Raw genomic sequence first — 16,830 nt, 5'->3', positions numbered from 1 at the left:
GCTGCTAGCGCATGGTAGACATCCATCCGTCGTTGGTGCTGCGTTCATCGACCGGACAGGTTTGCTACACCGTCGCTCTCAGTGGTGCGCGATGGCGCGTGCGGTTGCCGATCCGACGCCGAGTCGGCGGGCGGCGGCGAGGTCGGCGGGAGTGTCGACGTCGCAGCGCAGCCCCGGCCATGGCCCGGTCAGTTCGATGGCGCCCGAACGACGATGGCGCGCCGCGGAATCCGCGCCGAACTGTGGATCCAGCACGGTGCCAAATGCACACAGCGCGGCGGTCCCGGTCGCCAGCCGGTCGGCGACGAAGCTGCGTTGATGCTGGCGTGCTGCGGCGATCGCCTCGTCCAGCTCCTGACTCTGCAACGCGGGCAAATCTCCCTGCAACGCAATAACATTGGCGAATGATTCGGCGACAGAGCGCTCGGCGGCGGCGATCGCATGGTTGAGCGGATCGGGATGGCCTTCGGGTGCCGGGTCGGCGAGCACCCGCGCGCCGAGCTTTGCCACCGCGGCAGCCGCCGCCTCGTCCGGCGTGATGACAGTGATCAAGCCCACCGACCCGACCCGCGCCGCGGCCGTCACGGTGTCCACCAGCATAGCCAGCACCACCGTCTCCCGGGTCCGCGCCGAGAACACCGGAGCCAGTCTGGTCTTGGCGGCGGTTAGCCGCTTGACGGCGATGATCAACGCGATATCGCCGGCACCGTCGGCCTGTGTGCCGCTCATGGCGTCAATCCTGCCAGCGCCGCGGCCGGGGACCCGCCGCCAGCATCCCCGCCGCGAGAATCGTGGTGGCATGCGGCTTGTTTGTTCTAGGGTGTAGCGGCCACAGATGCGGCGTAACGGACAGATCGGGAGGGAGACATGGCCAGCACAATGGGCGCCGTTGCGGTGATGGGCGCCGGAGCATGGGGAACGGCGCTGGCCAAGGTGCTCGCCGAAGTCCTCGAAGCGACTCCCGACGGGACCAGAGTGCCGGGCGCCGAGATCAGGTTGTGGGCCCGGCGTTCCGATCTGGCGGAGCAGATCAACACCACCCACTACAACCCCGCCTATCTGCCCGGCACCCTGCTGCCGCCGAGCATCCGCGCCACCGTCGATGCGGCTGAGGCGCTGGACGGCGTGACGACCGTGCTGCTGGGCGTGCCCGCGCAGATGTTGCGCGGCAATCTCGAGCGGTGGGCCCCACTGATCGCCGACGGTGCGACGCTGGTCAGCCTCGCCAAGGGCATCGAGCTGAACACGCTGATGCGGATGAGTCAGGTCATCGTCTCGGTGACCGGCGTCGAGCCGTCGCAGGTCGCGGTGATCTCTGGGCCGAACCTGGCCAGCGGGATCGCCGAGGGCCATCCCGCCGCCACCGTCGTGGCGTGCAGTGACTCCGGCCGCGCCGTCGCCTTGCAGCGAATGCTGAACACCGGCTACTTCCGCCCGTACACCAACAGCGACGTCATCGGCACCGAGATCGGCGGGGCCTGCAAGAACGTCATCGCGCTGGCGTGTGGCATGGCGGTCGGCGTCGGCCTGGGCGAGAACACGGTCGCGGCGATCATCACCCGCGGTCTGGCGGAGATCATGCGGCTGGGCATCGCGCTGGGCGCCAAGGGCGCCACCCTGGCCGGCCTGGCAGGGGTGGGTGACCTGGTGGCCACCTGCTCGTCGCCGCATTCGCGCAACCGCTCGCTGGGGGAGCGACTGGGCCGGGGCGCCACAATGGAGTCGGCGTTCGAGGGTAAGGACGGACACGTTGTCGAGGGCGTGACGTCATCGGAATCGGTGCTCGCCCTGGCGTCCAGCTACGACGTCGAGATGCCGTTGACCGACGCGGTGCACCGGGTCTGTTACAAGGGCCTTTCGGTCGACGAGGCGATCGCGCTGCTGTTGGGGCGCACCACCAGGCCGGAATGATGCCGCAGGTGAAACACCGCCCGGCGACCAGCGGCCCCGGCCCGTCGGCGAGCCAACCGGTAGCCTCTTTAGGTTGTGAACGCCAGCGATGGGACGAGCGGGTCCCCGGTGCCCTCCGAGCGGGTGCGTGTGGCGATCGTCTTTGGTGGACGCAGCAACGAGCACGCGATCTCGTGTGTGTCCGCGGGAAGCATTCTGCGCAACCTCGATCCGCGGCGATTCGAGGTGGTCGCGATCGGCATCACTCCGGAGGGCTCGTGGGTGCTCACCGACGGCGACCCGGAAGCGTTGGCGATCACCAACCGGCAACTGCCCGGGGTGACCGTCGAGTCGGGCACCGAGTTGGCGTTGCTGGCCGATCCGCGACGCAGCGGCCAGTTGGTGTCCCTGTCGACCGGCGCCGGTGAGGTGCTGAGTTCGGTCGACGTGGTGTTCCCGGTGCTGCACGGCCCGTACGGCGAGGACGGCACCATCCAGGGACTGCTCGAGCTCGCCGGCGTGCCCTACGTCGGTGCCGGGGTGCTGTCCAGCGCGGTGGGGATGGACAAGGAGTTCACCAAGAAGCTGCTTGCCGCGGCGGTACTTCCGGTCGGGGCGCACGCGGTGCTGCGGCCGTCGCAACAGACCTTGGCGTCCGAGGAGTGTGAGCGGCTCGGCTTGCCCGTGTTCGTCAAACCCGCGCGCGGTGGTTCCTCGATCGGCGTCAACCGCGTGACCGAGTGGGAAGAGCTGGCGGCCGCGATCGCCGACGCCCGCCGGCATGACCCGAAGGTGATCGTCGAGGCCGCGATCAACGGACGCGAGCTGGAATGCGGTGTGCTCGAAATGCCGGACGGCACAATCGAAGCCAGTACGGTTGGCGAGATCCGGGTGGCCGGGGTGCGCGGACGGGAGGACGGCTTCTACGACTTCGCGACGAAATACCTTGACGACGCAGCTGAGTTGGATGTGCCGGCCAAAGTCGACGACGACATCGCTGATGCCGTAGGGCAATTGGCGATCCAGGCGTTCAACGCCATCGATTGCCGGGGTCTGGCCCGGGTGGATTTCTTTTTGACCGACGACGGTCCGTTGATCAATGAGGTCAACACGATGCCCGGGTTCACCACGATCTCGATGTTTCCACGGATGTGGGCGGCCAGCGGCATGGACTATCCCACACTGCTGGCGACGATGGTCCAGACCGCGCTGGCGCGGGGTGTGGGGCTGCGTTAAGGCTGGCCCGGGGGGCCGGGCTCGATGGGCACGGCGGTGATGGTGCGCGCGACCACCTCGGAGAGCTGCTGAATCGGCGTCGGCCCGGACCCCATTGGCAGCGTGAGCGCCAGATAGACCGGCCGGTCGACAGTATACCAGGTGGATCTGCCTGCGTCACCGGTGGATTGACGCTCCCCGGCCACCTCGAACCACTGGACCTGATCGACGACCTGGATCGCCGACCCCACCACAAACCCGAGCGGCCGCTCTAGCCCGCAGCGCAGTACCACGGGTTCGGTGTCGGGTTTGGCGCGCCAGGCCGTCGCGCCCTCGGGGGCCGGCTGCGCCAGCGGCGCCCGTTGGAAGTCCCCGAGCCGGTCCGGTAACGCAGCCGCCAGCGTCCGGCATGCGGGACTGCCGGCCTGCGGCGCCGGCACGGCGGGAAGGGCAACCGGCTGTGGTGGCGCCTGGCGGGTGGCCGCGATTCCCAGGACGACGCCGACCGCCACCACCGCCACCGCCACCGCGGCAATCAGTAGGGACCGCGACGGTCCGCCCGGGTCGTCGGTGGCCGCCACGTCGTTGTCCGCTGCGTTGTTGTCCGAAGTCGCCATCACAGCCCGGTCGCTGATGGCAGCGCGTCGCAAACCGGGCACCTCCCATCTCCGCTATTTCACTGGCTTGTCGTTGCATCCGTATTTCGGTGGGCCGCACGCGGCCCGCATCGGCACAGCGCTCTACACTGGCGCGGTCCGCTCGCGCGGGCAGGGACCAAACTTACCGCAGGTCGGACCGCTGGACGAGGGGCTGATGGCACCGAACGCGGTGGAGGAGGTGGACATGCCCGACGACGCCGTGGATGGATCGTCCACGCTGGGGCGGCTCGGTGAGTTCGCCATCATCGATCGGCTGGTGCGCGGTCGCCGCCAACCCGAAGCCGTTCTGGTCGGACCCGGCGACGACGCGGCGGTGCTGACCGCGAGCGATGGCCGCACGCTGGTGTCGACCGACATGCTGGTGGCCGGTCGGCATTTCCGGCTGGACTGGTCGACCCCGCGCGACGTCGGCCGCAAGGCCATCGCGCAGAACGCCGCCGACATCGAGGCGATGGGCGGGCGCACCACGGCATTCGTGGTGGGCTTCGGCGCCCCCACCGAGACGCCGACGGCGCAGGTCGAAGCGATGGTCGACGGCATGTGGGACGAGGCGGCACGGGTCGGTGCCGGTATCGCCGGCGGTGATCTGGTCAGTTCCCCGCATTGGGTGGTCTCGGTCGCGGTACTCGGCGACCTGAACGGCCGGTACCCGGTGTTGCGATCCGGTGCCCGGCCCGGGGCGGTGCTCGCGGTCGCCGGCGAGCTAGGCCGGTCGGCCGCCGGATATGCGTTGTGGCACAAGGGCATCAGCGGATTCGACGAAATGCGGTACCGGCACCTGGTGCCCGAACCGCCCTACGGTCAGGGCGCGGTGGCTGCGGCCCACGGTGCGCAGGCGATGATCGACGTCTCCGACGGCCTGGTCGCCGACCTCCGGCACGTCGCGGAGGCGTCCGGGGTGGGGATCGACCTGTCCACCGCGGCACTGACCCCCGACTGCGATGCGCTCGGTGCGGCCGCGGCCGTGCTGAACGAGGATCCGCACGGATGGGTGCTCGGCGGCGGCGAAGACCACGCGCTGGCCGCGTGTTTCGCGGGCCCGCCGCCACCCGGGTGGCGCGTCATCGGGCACGTGCTCGACGGCCCGGCGCGGGTGCTGGTCGACGGCTTCCAGTGGCGGGGATACCCGGGCTGGCAGTCGTTCCAGGATTAGGGTGCCTTTTAATAGCAACGTGACCGTCTATGCGATCGCTGTCCCGGTGCTGCGATGACTCCGCGTCCGCTGAACGAACTCGTGGAACCAGGATGGGCGCAAGCGTTAGAACCGGTCGCCGAGCAGGTGACTCGGATGGGGCAGTTTCTGCGAGAGGAAATCGCGGCCGGCCGCCGGTACCTGCCCGCAGGACCGAACGTGCTGCGCGCCTTCACCTTTCCGTTCGATCAGGTGCGCGTGTTGATCGTCGGTCAGGACCCCTACCCGACGCCGGGGCATGCGGTGGGTCTCAGCTTCTCGGTGGCTCCCGACGTGCATCCGCTGCCGCGCAGCCTGGCCAACATCTTCGACGAGTACTCGACCGACCTGGGCCACCCGCGACCCGGGTGTGGCGATTTGACGCCGTGGGCGCAGCGCGGCGTGCTGCTGTTGAACAGGGTCCTCACCGTGCGGCCGAGCAATCCCGCGTCGCATCGCGGCAAGGGGTGGGAGGCGGTCACCGAGTGCGCCATCCGCGCGCTGGTGGCGCGGTCGCGGCCCCTGGTGGCGATCCTGTGGGGTCGCGACGCGTCGACGCTCAAACCTATTCTGGCCGAGCGGAATTGCGTGGTGATTGAGTCGCCACACCCGTCGCCGCTGTCCGCCTCGCGCGGGTTCTTCGGCTCGCGTCCGTTCAGCCGCGCTAACGAACTGCTCACTGGGATGGGGGCCGAGCCGATCGACTGGCGATTGCCGTAATCCTGAATTCTTCTGGGCCCAACCTTTTCGATGGTGCCAGGCGGTCAGAACTTCAGGTGCTGGGCTGACGTCGCCGACCTGATCGATGAACATGGTGCGGCTGTCGAACCACCAGGCGCCGCCCACCCGGTGGAAGGTGTCCCGGTAGCGCCCGGTGACTATCACCTGCAGGGGCAGGTCCGGGGTTGCTTGCGGGACACAATAATACGATGTGCTACGTGCGGTGCCCGCGTAATCGTCGAGGAACAGTTGCACATTGGTGGTGTGGTGTAGGGTCTTGGGGTGCCGTCGTACGTAGAACCGGACGGCCATCTCGTACATCTGCCGCACTCGGGCGGGCCCCTCGAACACCGTTTCCGGCGGACCGTCCGCCACGCCGCAGATGCGGCCCGTGGGTGAAAAGCGCGGCCACCGCGTCCAGGTCGCCGCCGTCGAGGAGCTCGGTATAGGAGTAGATCAGGTTGGTGATTTCGCGTGCACTGTCACTCATGCCAAGCCGTCCCCGATGAACTCGTCCGCTCTGCCGCAAACCATGTTGGCAGAACCGGCCCGACTTACATAGAACCTACTATTACTCCTAGTCGCCGTGACGTTACCTTGGACGCCGAGCAGGCTCGGCAACTTGACCGGGACACAGATCGTCGTGACGGGGACGACCAGTGGTGTCGGGCTGGGCACCGCCCGGGCGCTGGCCGCCGCCGGAGCACACGTGATCCTGGCCGTGCGCAACGCCGACAGAGGTAAGCAGTGCGCGGCCGAGATGCGCGGCCCCACCTCGGTGATCAAGTTCGACCTCTCGGATCTGGCGTCGGTGGGGGCGTTTCAACAATGCGGGCACGCTCACGGACCGGCGCACCGAGACCGTCGACGGCTTCGAGACGACCCTGGGCACGAACCTGCTCGGGCCGTTCGCGCTGACCAATCTGCTGCTGCCGAGGGTTCGCGCGCAGATCATCATCGTCGGCTCCGACGCGCACAAGTCGGCCAGCCTGCACCTCGACGACATGCACCTGCGCCGCACCAAGTGGACCCGGCTGAGCAGCTACGCGTCCTCGAAGCTGGCGGTCATGTTGTGGGGGGCTCGCACTGGATCGCGCCGGCTGCGGGCGGGCGGGTCGGCTACCGTCAGTCAACTCACCCACCTGGGGTGGGTGGCCTCGAACCTGTCGAACATCGGGCAGACACCGCTGCTGTCACTGGCCCACCGGGGCGTCAAGGTGGTTGGCCGATCGGTTCGCCAACGACATCGACGAAGGTGCGGTGCCCACCGTGTATCAGCGAGCCGGTGCCGCCGGGCTGCTTCGTCGGGGTGAGCGGCCGGTTCTGACCTGCGCGGCGGCCCGGTGCTGGCCGGGCGTTCGGCACTGGCCTGCGACTACGACACGGCCGGGCGGCTGGTGGCCTTCGCCGATGCCGGGCACATCGCGATGTAGGGGAGGGGACTGCGCGACGGCCGGCTCAGGCTAGCCGCGGGTGACCTTGCCGGCCTTTATGCACGACGTGCACGCGTTGAGGTGCTTCTTGTTGCCGCCCGGGCGAGTGGTCACGTGGACGGCCTGAACGTTGGGGTCCCAGCGCCGGCTGGTGCGCCGGTGGGAGTGCGACACCGACTTGCCGAAGCCGGGGCCTTTCCCGCAGATATCGCACACAGCGGCCATCGTTTTAGCTCCTCAAATGTTCGGGGATCCGGCACTGTCAGCTTCGCGAGCCGGAACGGCCCAGGCTACCCGGGCCGGTCCAGAATAGCGACAGTGGTGGGCAACCGCCAAAACGTTGTACAACCGACCGTCGGCTGTACCCCTTATACTGTCGCGGCCGCTGGCTAGGCTCAATAGATCGGTCGGCCTGCTCGAATCGCGCCAGGAGGTGGGTCACGTGGGCAATCCGGATCGTCTGCTCGACGCGCCGGCGCTGCGGGACTGGGCTCACACCGCCGTCAGCGACCTGATCACGCACATCGACGAGATCAACCGTCTCAATGTGTTCCCGGTCGCCAACTCCGACACCGGGGCGAACATGCTGTTCACGATGCGTTCCGCGCTGGCCGAGGCGAACGCGGGGATCGGCGCCGACGGCGGCCCCGGCTGCGTCGCCCGGACCGGGTCCGCCTTGTCGGTGGGCGCGCTCAACGGTGCCCGCGGCAACTCCGGGGTGATTTTGTCGCAGATCCTGCGCGGCATCGCCGAGGTCACGGCGACCGCGGCGGCCGAGGCCGGCGGTGAACTGCCGCACCTGGACGCGGCGCTGCTCGGCGCGGCGTTGCAGCGCGGGGTGGAGTTGGTGATCGCCTCGATGGGTGGCCAGGAGGTGCCTGGTACCATTGTGACGGTGCTGCGGGCCGCCGCCCAGGCCGTCGACGACTGCGCCAACGACGGGTTGGCCGCGGCAGTCACCGCGGCCGGCGACGCGGCGGTCGCGCTGGAAAAGACCCCCGAGCAGCTCGAAGTGCTGGCCGACACGGGCGCGGTGGACGCCGGTGGGCGGGGCTTGGTGGTGCTGCTGGGCGCGTTGCGCTCGATGGTCACCGGGCTGGCGCCCGTCCGCACCGTCTATGAGCTGTCGCCGCGCGCGCAACCGGCACCCACCGGCACCGAACGGCCCGCGCCGCAGGTTGAGGTGATGTACGCGCTGGCCGGCTGCGATGCGCGCGCCGCCGACCGGCTGCGGCGTCGACTCGAGGACCTGGGCGAATCGGTGGCGATCGGCACGGATTCGTCCAGCTACTCCGTGCACGTGCACATCGACGACGCCGACACCGCGGTGGAAGCGGGGTCGGCCGCTGGGCAGCTGAGCCGGATCGTGATCTCCGTGCTGAGTTCCGGGGCGGTCGGACTGCCGGCGGGCAGCTGGACCCGGGAGCGGGCGGTGGTGGCCGTCGTCGACGGGGACCGTGCGGCCGCGCTGTTCGCTGGCGAGGGCGCCCACGTGCTGCGACGGGATCGGTCGCCGACCGACCAGGACGCGGCGAGCGCCAGCGCCCACCAGTTGATGCGGGCAGTGGTCGACACCGGGGCCGCGCATGTGAGGGTCCTGCCCAACGGGTATGTCGCGGCCGAGGAGCTGGTCGCCGTCTGCACCGCGGCCATCGGCTGGGGCATCGATGTGGTCCCGATACCGACGGGATCGATGGTGCAGGGGCTCGCCGCGCTGGCCGTGCACGAAACGGACCGCCAGGCCGTCGACGACGGCTACACGATGGCCCGGGCCGCCGGCGGTGCCCGCTGCGGCTCGGTGCGGGTCGCCACCGAGAGCGCGCTGACCTGGGTGGGCCACTGCCACCCCGGTGACGGCCTGGGCATCGCCGGCGACGAGGTGCTGATCGTCGCGGACGACGTGACCGCGGCCGCGATCGGCCTGCTCGACCTGCTGTTGGCCTCGGGTGGTGACCTGGTGACCGTGCTGGTCGGTGCCGGCATGCCGAATTCGAGCGGTGCGGTGGTGATCGTGCACGTGCTGCAGCAGCACGTGCACGATCACCACCCCGGCACCGAGCTGTTGACCTACCGCATCGGGCATCGCGGCGACACCCTACTGATTGAGGTCGAGTAGCGGTGGTGTCGCTGACTAATCGGCTGGACTACGTGCTGGGCGCCAAGGCCGCGGACCCGCTCGACGAAGTGTTCGGCATCCGCACCGTGGACGACCTGCTGCGCCATTACCCGCGCAGCTACTCCGAGGGCGCCGCCCGGTGGGACAGCGACGACGAACGGCCCGAAACGGGCCAGCACATCACCCTCGTCGACACGATCAGCGACACCCACACGTTCCCGATGAAGAAGAACCCGAAGCGCAAATGCCTGCGCATCACCCTGGGCTCCGGCCGCCACAAGGTGACCGCGACGTTCTTCAACGCGGACTACCTCAGCACGGACCTCACCAAGGGCGCCAAGGTGATGCTCTCCGGCGAGGTCGGGTATTTCCGAAACGTCATGCAGCTGACGCACCCGGACTTTCTGCTCCTCGACTCGCCGGGCCGGCGCAACCGCGGCAGCAAGGCGCTCAAATCCATCGCCGACGCCTCGCAGGCCGTGGGCGGCGAGGTGTTGATGTCGGAGTTCGAACGCCGTTTCTTCCCGATCTATCCGGCCAGCACCAAACTGCAGAGCTGGAACATCTTTGCCTGCGTGCGCCAGGTGCTCGACGTGCTCGACCCCGTCGAGGATCCGCTGCCCGCCGAGCTGCTCGCCGCGCACGGCCTGATCTCCGAGGACGAAGCGCTGCGCGCCATCCATCTGGCTGAGGACGAAGGGGACCGGCGCCGCGCGCGGGAACGGCTGACCTTCGACGAGGCCGTCGGCCTGCAGTGGGCGTTGGTCGCGCGCCGGCAAGGCGAGTTGTCGCAATCGGGGCCGTCGGCGTCGCCCCGGCCGGACGGCTTGGTCGCAGAGCTGTTGCGCCGCTTGCACTTTGAGCTGACAGCGGGGCAGCGCGAAACGCTCGGGGTGCTGTCCGAAGGGCTCGCGGCGACCCGGCCGATGAACCGGCTGTTGCAGGGCGAGGTCGGGTCCGGCAAGACGATCATCGCGGTGCTGGCGATGCTGCAGATGGTCGATGCCGGCTACCAGTGCGCGCTGCTGGCCCCCACCGAAGTCCTTGCCGCGCAACATCTGCGGTCGATCAACGACGTGCTCGGCCCGTTGGCGATGGCCGGGCAGATGAGCGGCGCCGATAGCGAGGGCGGGGTGGCCACCCGCGCCGCACTGCTGACTGGGTCGATGTCGACGGCGCAGAAGAATCAGGTGCGCAGGCAGATCGCGAGCGGCGAGGTCGGTATTGTCATCGGCACGCACACGCTGCTGCAGGACGTGGTGCAGTTTCACAACCTCGGCATGGTGGTGGTCGACGAACAGCACCGCTTCGGGGTGGAGCAGCGAGATCAGTTACGCGCCAAGGCTCCTGCCGGCATCACACCACACCTGCTGGTGATGACGGCGACGCCGATCCCGCGCACCGTCGCACTGACCGTCTACGGCGATCTGGAAACCTCGACGCTGCGCGAACTACCGCTCGGGCGCCAGCCGATCACCAGTAACGTCATCTTCGTCAAAGAGAAACCCGCCTGGCTGGACCGGGCCTGGCAGCGCATCCGCGAGGAGGTCGCCGCCGGCCGGCAGGCCTACGTGGTGGCGCCCCGCATCGACGAGTCCGACGACAAGGATAAGAAAAACGGCGACGACGCGCGCCCGACGGAAACCGCCGAGGGTCTGTTCGCGCGGCTGCGCTCCGGCGAGCTGGCGGCGCTGCGACTGGGGCTGATGCATGGCCGGCTGCCCGCCGAGGAGAAGGACGCCGCGATGGCGGCTTTCCGGGCCGGTGAGATCGACGTGCTGGTGTGCACCACTGTCATCGAGGTCGGCGTCGACGTTCCCAACGCCACCGTGATGCTGGTGATGGACGCCGACCGGTTCGGGATCAGCCAACTGCATCAGCTCCGCGGCCGTATCGGCCGTGGTGCGCATCCGAGCCTGTGCCTGCTGACGACCTGGCGCTCGCCGGGCTCGCCCGCCGGGCGGCGACTGCGCGCCGTCGCCGAGACCCTGGACGGCTTCGCCCTCTCCGAGCTGGACCTCAAGGAGCGCCGCGAGGGAGATGTGTTGGGCCGCAACCAGTCCGGTCGGGCGATCGCGCTGCGTCTGCTGTCGCTGGCCGACCACCTGGCCTACATAGAAGCGGCGCGCGAGTACTGCACCCAGGCCTATCAAGAGGACAGTGACCGGCCCGGATTAGCTTTGCTGGCAGCGCAATTCACCGGTACCGACCGCATTGAATATTTGGACAAGTCGTGACCGCCTGCGACGATGCAGTGCGTAGCGACGAGGTGGGGGCACCACCCGCTGGCGAGGGAGAACCGCGCTGGTGAATCGCAAGGTTCTGCTGTGGTTGTCGCTGGCCGCCGTGCTGTCGGTGCTGGTCGCGTATCAGACGCTGGATTCCGCCTCGGCCAAGCACGCCTAAGTCACCGCCCGCGCCGACGTCCCCACAGTGGCGCCGGGCGTCGACGTGCTGGCCGGCATTGCCGTGCTGCCGCAACGCACGTACCGCTACGACTACCACCAGGCGGCGTTCGGCGACGCCTGGGACGACGACACCGACGCTCCGGGCGGACACAACGGCTGCGACACCCGCGACGACATTCTCGACCGCGAGCTGGTCGACAAGACCTACGTGTCGATCAAGCGGTGTCCCACCGCCGTGGCCACCGGCACCCTGCACGACCCGTACACCAACACCACTATCGCATTCCGGCGTGGCGCCAAGGTCGGCGAATCGGTGTAGATCGACCACATCGTCCCGCTCGCCTACGCCTGGGACATTGGCGCGTTCGGCCTGGCCCGATGCCCAGCGGCGGCGCTTCGGCAACGACCCAGCCAATCTGCCGGCGGTCCAGGGCTAGGCCAATCAGGACAGTGGCGACGAGCCGCCGGCGCTGTGGATGCCGCCGAACAAGGCGTTCGCCTGCCAATAAGCGATGCAGTTCATCGCGGTGCTGCGCGGCTACCAGCTACCCGTCGACCAGGCGTCGGCGGACGTGTTGCGCGGGGCGGCGGCCACCTGCCCGACGGGTTCGTGACGGCCCGCGGATCGGATCAAGTACCCTCGTAGGTGTCCGGGTCCGGGCGCAACCGCGTGCCGTCGTTGAGCGCGTTGATCGCGTCCATGTGCTCCTCGGCCAACTGGAAGTCGAACACGTCCAGGTTGCTGGCAATGTGCTCGGCCGAGGCGGACCGGAAGACGACCGCGTTGCCCAGCTGCACGTTCCACCGCAGCAGCACCTGAGCGGGTGTCTTGCCGTATTCACCGGCCACTGAGGTGATGGTCGGATTGTCCATCAGCTTGCCCAGCGCCAGCGGCGTGTAGGACTGGGTCACGACGTTGTGTTGGGCGTTCGCCTTGCGCAGGTCGGCCTGGTTGAGCAGGGGGTGCAGCTCGATCTGGTTGACCGCCGGCGTGGTGAAGACCAGGTCGATGACCATCTCCAGGTACTCCTGGGTGAAGTTGGAGACACCGATCGAGCGGGTGTGTCCCTTACCGCGGGCCTGCAACAACCCGCCGAAGGAATCCACGTACTTGCCCAGCGCCGGGGCCGGCCAGTGGACCAGGTAGAGGTCGATGTAGTCCAGGTCCAGCCGCTCCGCGCTGGCCACGCAGGCGTCCTCGGCACCCTTGAAGCCTTGGTCGGCGGTGGCCAGCTTGCTGGTCACGAAGATCTCCGCGCGCGGGATCCCGGAGGCGGCGATGGCGCGGCCGACGGCGGCCTCGTTGCCGTACGCCGCGGCGGTGTCGATCAGTCGGCAACCGACCTCTAGCGCCGCGGTCACGGCGCGCTCGGTCTCGTCCTTTGACAGATCCGCGACGCCGAGGCCGAGCACCGGCATCGTGTTTTCGTCATTGAGAGCAATCGAGGGTACGGCGGCGCTCGAGTCGCCCAACGTCACTCACCTACCTGTGAAACTGGAGGTTTTCGGATCCGGGCCAAGCCGGGTTCCGTCGTCGAGCGAGGAAATCGCCGCCATTTCATCGGCGTTGAGTTCGAAATCGAACACGTCGAAGTTACTCGCAATCCGTGCAGGGTTTACCGACTTGGGGATCACGATATTACCGAGCTGGATATGCCACCTAATCAACGGCGGGTGTTCGCCCGCATCCGTCGGCGACCGGCGGTGACGTGGGGGTGCGTCAGCAACGCTCCCTGGCACAGTGGGGCCCACGCCTCGGTCGCAATTCCGTTCTGTGTATGCACTTTCCGCAATTCCGCCTGGGCGAACCGCGAGTGCAACTCCACCTGATTGACCGCGGGGACGATGCCGGCGGCACCGATGAGCACCATCAGGTGCTCGGGCTCGAAGTTGCTGACTCCGATCGAACAGATGCGGTCCTGATCGCGCAGATGAGCGAAAACCTTGAACGTCTCGACGAACTTTCCCAGAGCGGGAAGCGGCCAATGGATGAGGTATGCCAATGGATGAGGTATAAGGTAGAGATAGTCCAGCCCCAGCCGGTCCATGCTGGCGTGAACGCGGCCAGCGTGCTGTCGTAACCCTGGTCTCCCCCGGAGGAACCTAAAAGACGCCGAGCTCTACGGTGGGAATCGCACGACCGTCGTTGAGCGTGACTACGTTTTTGGCAGGGTGTTTCGCAGAGTTTTGTTCGAGGGGACCGGACATGACACAGAGTCTGACAGGCGCACCGGAGGTGGGTTTGTCAGCTCGACGCGGATCGACCCGCTGTACCGACCGGCTGCAAGACGTCGTCACCACCGTCGGCGTCAAGTCGATTCCGTGGATACCAACCCCCGGCAAGGCGGGTCATGTTCGCCGGCCGGTCCATCATCATCGATGTCAACACCCTGGACCCCACCCTGCAACTGATGCTGTCCGGGCTGCGACTCGGCGGCATCGACGGGTTGGTCGTCAACGGCGACCCGGTGGCGTCGCGGGCGCAGATGCGCCAGTCGCTGCAGTTGTTGCCCGGCCCGCAGATCCACGTCATGGTCGAAGACCTGACGCTGCCCGGACCCGCCGGCCCGATTCCGGCGCGGCACTACAGTCCCGCCAGCGGCACGGCCACCGACCTGCTGGTCTTCTACCACGGTGGTGGCTGGGCCCTGGGCGACCTGGATACCGTCGACGCGCTGGGCCGGCTGACCTGGCCGCGACGCCGGGGTGCACGTCCTGTCCGTCGATTACCGGCTGGCCCCCGAGCACCCGGTGCCGGCCGCCGTCGACGACGCCTACGCGGCGTTCCGCTGTGCGTGTGAGCATGCCGCCGAACTCGGCGCGGTCCCCCCGGGCGGGTCGCGGTCGGCGGCGACAGCGCCGGCGGCAACCTGGTCGCCATGGTGTGTCGGCTGACCGGCGACGAGGGTGGCCCGGCGCCGCTGCTGCAGTGGCTGCTCTATCCGCGGACCGACTTCACCGCGTACAACCGGTCGCTGAGCCTGTTCGCCCGTGGCTTCTTGTTGACCAAGCGCGACGTCGACTGGTTCGCTGACCAGTACCTGAAGGGCACCGGCATCGACCTGGCGGACCCGCGCGTGTCGGCGGCGCACGCCGAGTCGCTGTCCGGGCTGGCGCCCGCGCTGATCGCCGTCGCCGGGTTCGACCCGTTGCGCGACGAGGGACAGTGCTACGCGGCGGCCCTGCAGGACGCCAGGACGCCGGTGGACCTGCGGTTGCCTGGGTGCGTTGACACACGGTTTCGCCAGTCTGTTCCAGCTCGGCGGTGGCAGCGTGGCCGCGACCAGCGATCTGATCTCGTCGCTGCGCGTGCACCTGAGCCGCCTGATTCGCTTGCGGCCCCACGTCGGTAACCTAGAAGCGCCGTCCCGACCGACGGACCTGCTCGCAAGCCGACTCACGCACGCAAAGGACCTCCGGAACCGTGGCCGACAAATCGAAACGTCCCCCCCGATTCGACCTGAAGGCCTCCGACGGCAAGTCCGGCCGACTCATCCAGATCGGCGGTACCGCCATCATCGTCATCTTCGCGGTGTCGCTCGTCTTCTACATCGTGACGTCGCATCACGGCAAGAAGGGCGCTGCCTCCGGTGGGGGTGACGCGGTCCGGGTCACGTCCAGCAAGCTGGTCACCCAGCCCGGCACGAACAACCCCAAGGCCGTGATCACGTTCTACGAGGATTTCATGTGCCCGGCCTGCGGCAATTTCGAACGGACCTTCGGGCCGACGGTGTCCAGGCTGATCGACACCGGTGCCATCGCGGCCGACTACGCGATGGCGGCCATCCTGGACAGCAACAAGAACCAGAACTACTCGTCGCGGGCGGGGGCGGCGGCGCTGTGTGTCGCCGACGAGAACATGGACGCGTTCCGGCGATTCCATACCGCGCTGTTCTCCACCGGCATCCAGCCCGACGAACGCGGCCCCAACTTCCCGGACAACGCAAAGCTGATCGAATACGCACGCCAGGCCGGCGTGGTCGGCAAGGTGCCCGACTGCATCAACAGCGGGAAGTACCTCGCCAAGGTCAGCGGCGAAGCCTCGGCGGCGGGCATCACCGCCACCCCGACGATCAAGATCAACGGCGAGAACTACGACCCGTCGACACCGGACGCGCTGGTCGCCAAGATCAAGGCGATCGTGGGTGACATCCCTGGCATCGACACGGCCGTAGCCCCCGCGGCCGCGTAGGCGTTGCGGTGTCGGACGAACCCGCCGAACCATCCGGAGATCCGGCACCGGCTGCCACGCGTGGCGCACCCGTGTCGCCGCTGAGCGCCTGGTGGGTGCTGATAGCCGGCGCGGTCGGTTTGGCCGCGTCGGCGACTTTGACGGTGGAGAAGATCGACATCCTGCTCACCCCGTCCTACGTGCCGTCCTGCAACCTCAACCCGATCATCTCGTGCGGCTCGGTGATGGTGACGCCGCAGGCGTCGCTGCTTGGCTTCCCCAATCCGCTGCTGGGTATCGTGGCGTTCACCGTGGTGCTGGTCTCCGGAGTCCTGGCCGTAGCGAAAGTACCTTTACCCCAATGGTTTTGGGTGGCGCTGACCGCCGGGACGCTGGTAGGTGCGGTGTTCGTGCACTGGCTGATTTTCGAAAGCCTGTACCGAATCGGCGTGCTGTGCCCCTACTGCATGGTGGTCTGGGCGATGACGATTACCCTGCTGGTGGTGGTCGGGTCGATTGCGTTCCGACCGGTGCTGGAAAGCTGGGACAGCACCGCGGCCAGGCTGCTCCATCAATGGCGGTGGTCGCTCACCACGCTTTGGTTTGCCGGGGTGTTTCTATTGATCATGGTTCGGTGCTGGGACTACTGGTCGACGCTGCTGTGAGGAGTCTAAGGGTGATTTCCAAGGTGCTGGTGGCCAATCTCGGTGAAATCGCGATTCGTGCTTTCCGCGCGGCTTACGAACTTGGGGTGGGCACCGTCGCGGTCTATGCTTACGAGGACCGCAGTTCCCAGCATCGCCTCAAGGCTGACGAGTCCTATCAGATCGGCGAGGTCGGTCATTCGGTGCGGGCGTACCGGTCCATCGACGAGATCGTTGAAACCGCGCAGCGGGCCGGCACCGTCTACCCCGGCTACGGTTTCCTGTCGGAGAACCCAGACCTGGTCGCGGCGTGCGCAGCGGCCTGTATCACGTTCGTGGGCTCGGGCGCGGAAATCCTTGAGCTGAATGGAATAAAGCACGGGCCATTCAGGCTGCCCGCGAT

General features: G+C 68.0%; 12 protein-coding genes and 6 pseudogenes. 12 read left to right on the top strand and 6 right to left on the bottom strand.

The genetic code is table 11. The annotated features are described in order from the left end of the window. Positions 1 to 78 precede the first annotated feature (78 nt). The gene (cofC, locus tag FQ389_RS11850; protein WP_144207870.1) at positions 79 to 729 is read right to left on the bottom strand and encodes a 2-phospho-L-lactate guanylyltransferase; all 651 of its coding nucleotides are present in this window, start codon (positions 727 to 729) and stop codon (positions 79 to 81) included. A 138-nt stretch (positions 730 to 867) separates the two neighbouring features. On the opposite strand from cofC, the gene FQ389_RS11845 reads away from it, so the two are divergent. After that, a complete protein-coding gene (locus FQ389_RS11845) occupies positions 868 to 1,911 on the top strand; it encodes an NAD(P)H-dependent glycerol-3-phosphate dehydrogenase (protein WP_144207867.1) in 1,044 nt (347 codons plus the stop codon). 108 nt (positions 1,912 to 2,019) lie between these two features. Further along, complete coding sequence (locus FQ389_RS11840; protein ID WP_144207938.1) at positions 2,020 to 3,126, top strand: D-alanine--D-alanine ligase family protein; 1,107 nt, start codon at positions 2,020 to 2,022, stop codon at positions 3,124 to 3,126. Here FQ389_RS11840 and FQ389_RS11835 read toward each other — a convergent pair. Next, the gene (locus FQ389_RS11835; protein ID WP_144207865.1) at positions 3,123 to 3,722 is read right to left on the bottom strand and encodes a DUF3515 domain-containing protein; all 600 of its coding nucleotides are present in this window, start codon (positions 3,720 to 3,722) and stop codon (positions 3,123 to 3,125) included. The two genes, FQ389_RS11840 and FQ389_RS11835, sit on opposite strands and share 4 nt — an antisense overlap. A 226-nt stretch (positions 3,723 to 3,948) precedes the next feature. Here FQ389_RS11835 and FQ389_RS11830 point away from each other — a divergent pair, with 226 nt between their 5' ends. Continuing rightward, positions 3,949 to 4,917 (top strand): thiamine-phosphate kinase, encoded by a 969-nt coding sequence (locus tag FQ389_RS11830; protein WP_144207934.1) that lies wholly within the window; start codon positions 3,949 to 3,951, stop codon positions 4,915 to 4,917. A gap of 54 nt (positions 4,918 to 4,971) precedes the next feature. Next, entirely contained in the window at positions 4,972 to 5,655 is a 684-nt protein-coding gene (locus tag FQ389_RS11825) for a uracil-DNA glycosylase (protein ID WP_144207861.1), read from the top strand. 44 nt (positions 5,656 to 5,699) lie between these two features. Here FQ389_RS11825 and FQ389_RS11820 read toward each other — a convergent pair. Then, positions 5,700 to 6,145: pseudogene (locus FQ389_RS11820) on the bottom strand (nuclear transport factor 2 family protein). A 96-nt stretch (positions 6,146 to 6,241) separates the two neighbouring features. Here FQ389_RS11820 and FQ389_RS11815 point away from each other — a divergent pair. Further along, a pseudogene (locus FQ389_RS11815) lies at positions 6,242 to 7,088 on the top strand (SDR family NAD(P)-dependent oxidoreductase). Between the two features lie 30 nt (positions 7,089 to 7,118). On the opposite strand, the gene rpmB reads toward FQ389_RS11815, so the two are convergent. Next, positions 7,119 to 7,313 (bottom strand): 50S ribosomal protein L28, encoded by a 195-nt coding sequence (gene rpmB, locus FQ389_RS11810; protein WP_144207858.1) that lies wholly within the window; start codon positions 7,311 to 7,313, stop codon positions 7,119 to 7,121. Between the two features lie 217 nt (positions 7,314 to 7,530). Between rpmB and FQ389_RS11805 the strand changes: the two genes are divergently transcribed. From FQ389_RS11805 to FQ389_RS11795, 3 genes and pseudogenes are all read left to right on the top strand, one after another. After that, positions 7,531 to 9,204 carry a DAK2 domain-containing protein gene (locus FQ389_RS11805; RefSeq protein ID WP_144207855.1) on the top strand — a complete coding sequence of 558 codons (1,674 nt, stop codon included), beginning with the start codon at positions 7,531 to 7,533 and terminating at the stop codon, positions 9,202 to 9,204. 2 nt (positions 9,205 to 9,206) lie between these two features. Continuing rightward, positions 9,207 to 11,441, top strand: coding sequence for an ATP-dependent DNA helicase RecG (recG, locus tag FQ389_RS11800; protein ID WP_144207852.1), 2,235 nt, complete (start codon positions 9,207 to 9,209; stop codon positions 11,439 to 11,441). 70 nt (positions 11,442 to 11,511) lie between these two features. Continuing rightward, positions 11,512 to 12,226: pseudogene (locus FQ389_RS11795) on the top strand (HNH endonuclease family protein). 16 nt (positions 12,227 to 12,242) lie between these two features. Here the strand turns inward: FQ389_RS11795 and FQ389_RS11790 are convergent. Next, positions 12,243 to 13,031, bottom strand: a complete 789-nt coding sequence (locus tag FQ389_RS11790; RefSeq protein WP_144207850.1) for an aldo/keto reductase — start codon at positions 13,029 to 13,031, stop codon at positions 12,243 to 12,245. A 60-nt stretch (positions 13,032 to 13,091) separates the two neighbouring features. Beyond that, positions 13,092 to 13,701: pseudogene (locus FQ389_RS11785) on the bottom strand (aldo/keto reductase); the annotation flags it as partial. A 117-nt stretch (positions 13,702 to 13,818) separates the two neighbouring features. On the opposite strand from FQ389_RS11785, the pseudogene FQ389_RS11780 reads away from it, so the two are divergent. From FQ389_RS11780 to FQ389_RS11765, 4 genes and pseudogenes are all read left to right on the top strand, one after another. Then, positions 13,819 to 14,939, top strand: a pseudogene (locus tag FQ389_RS11780) (alpha/beta hydrolase); the annotation flags it as partial. Between the two features lie 97 nt (positions 14,940 to 15,036). Beyond that, positions 15,037 to 15,804, top strand: coding sequence for a DsbA family protein (locus FQ389_RS11775; RefSeq protein ID WP_144207847.1), 768 nt, complete (start codon positions 15,037 to 15,039; stop codon positions 15,802 to 15,804). Between the two features lie 8 nt (positions 15,805 to 15,812). After that, on the top strand, positions 15,813 to 16,448 hold the full coding sequence (locus FQ389_RS11770) for a vitamin K epoxide reductase family protein (protein WP_144207843.1): 636 nt from the start codon (positions 15,813 to 15,815) through the stop codon (positions 16,446 to 16,448). A gap of 11 nt (positions 16,449 to 16,459) precedes the next feature. Then, positions 16,460 to 16,830 (top strand): annotated as a pseudogene (locus tag FQ389_RS11765) (biotin carboxylase N-terminal domain-containing protein); the annotation flags it as partial.

The organism is Mycobacterium tilburgii (assembly GCF_902168065.1).
Classification (GTDB): Bacteria; Actinomycetota; Actinomycetes; order Mycobacteriales; family Mycobacteriaceae; genus Mycobacterium; species Mycobacterium tilburgii.
Note: the sequence above shows the minus strand (reverse complement) of the source record. Positions and strands in the feature narration are given on the sequence as shown.

Bases quoted from the DNA above. Each gene is read 5' to 3' on its own strand.
- FQ389_RS11825 (WP_144207861.1), top strand. From the start codon at position 4,972: ATGACTCCGCGTCCGCTGAACGAACTCGTGGAACCAGGATGGGCGCAA.
- FQ389_RS11845 (WP_144207867.1), top strand. From the start codon at position 868: ATGGCCAGCACAATGGGCGCCGTTGCGGTGATGGGCGCCGGAGCATGG.
- FQ389_RS11790 (WP_144207850.1), bottom strand. From the start codon at position 13,031: ATGCCGGTGCTCGGCCTCGGCGTCGCGGATCTGTCAAAGGACGAGACC.
- FQ389_RS11835 (WP_144207865.1), bottom strand. From the start codon at position 3,722: ATGGCGACTTCGGACAACAACGCAGCGGACAACGACGTGGCGGCCACC.
- cofC (WP_144207870.1), bottom strand. From the start codon at position 729: ATGAGCGGCACACAGGCCGACGGTGCCGGCGATATCGCGTTGATCATC.
- FQ389_RS11830 (WP_144207934.1), top strand. From the start codon at position 3,949: ATGCCCGACGACGCCGTGGATGGATCGTCCACGCTGGGGCGGCTCGGT.
- rpmB (WP_144207858.1), bottom strand. From the start codon at position 7,313: ATGGCCGCTGTGTGCGATATCTGCGGGAAAGGCCCCGGCTTCGGCAAG.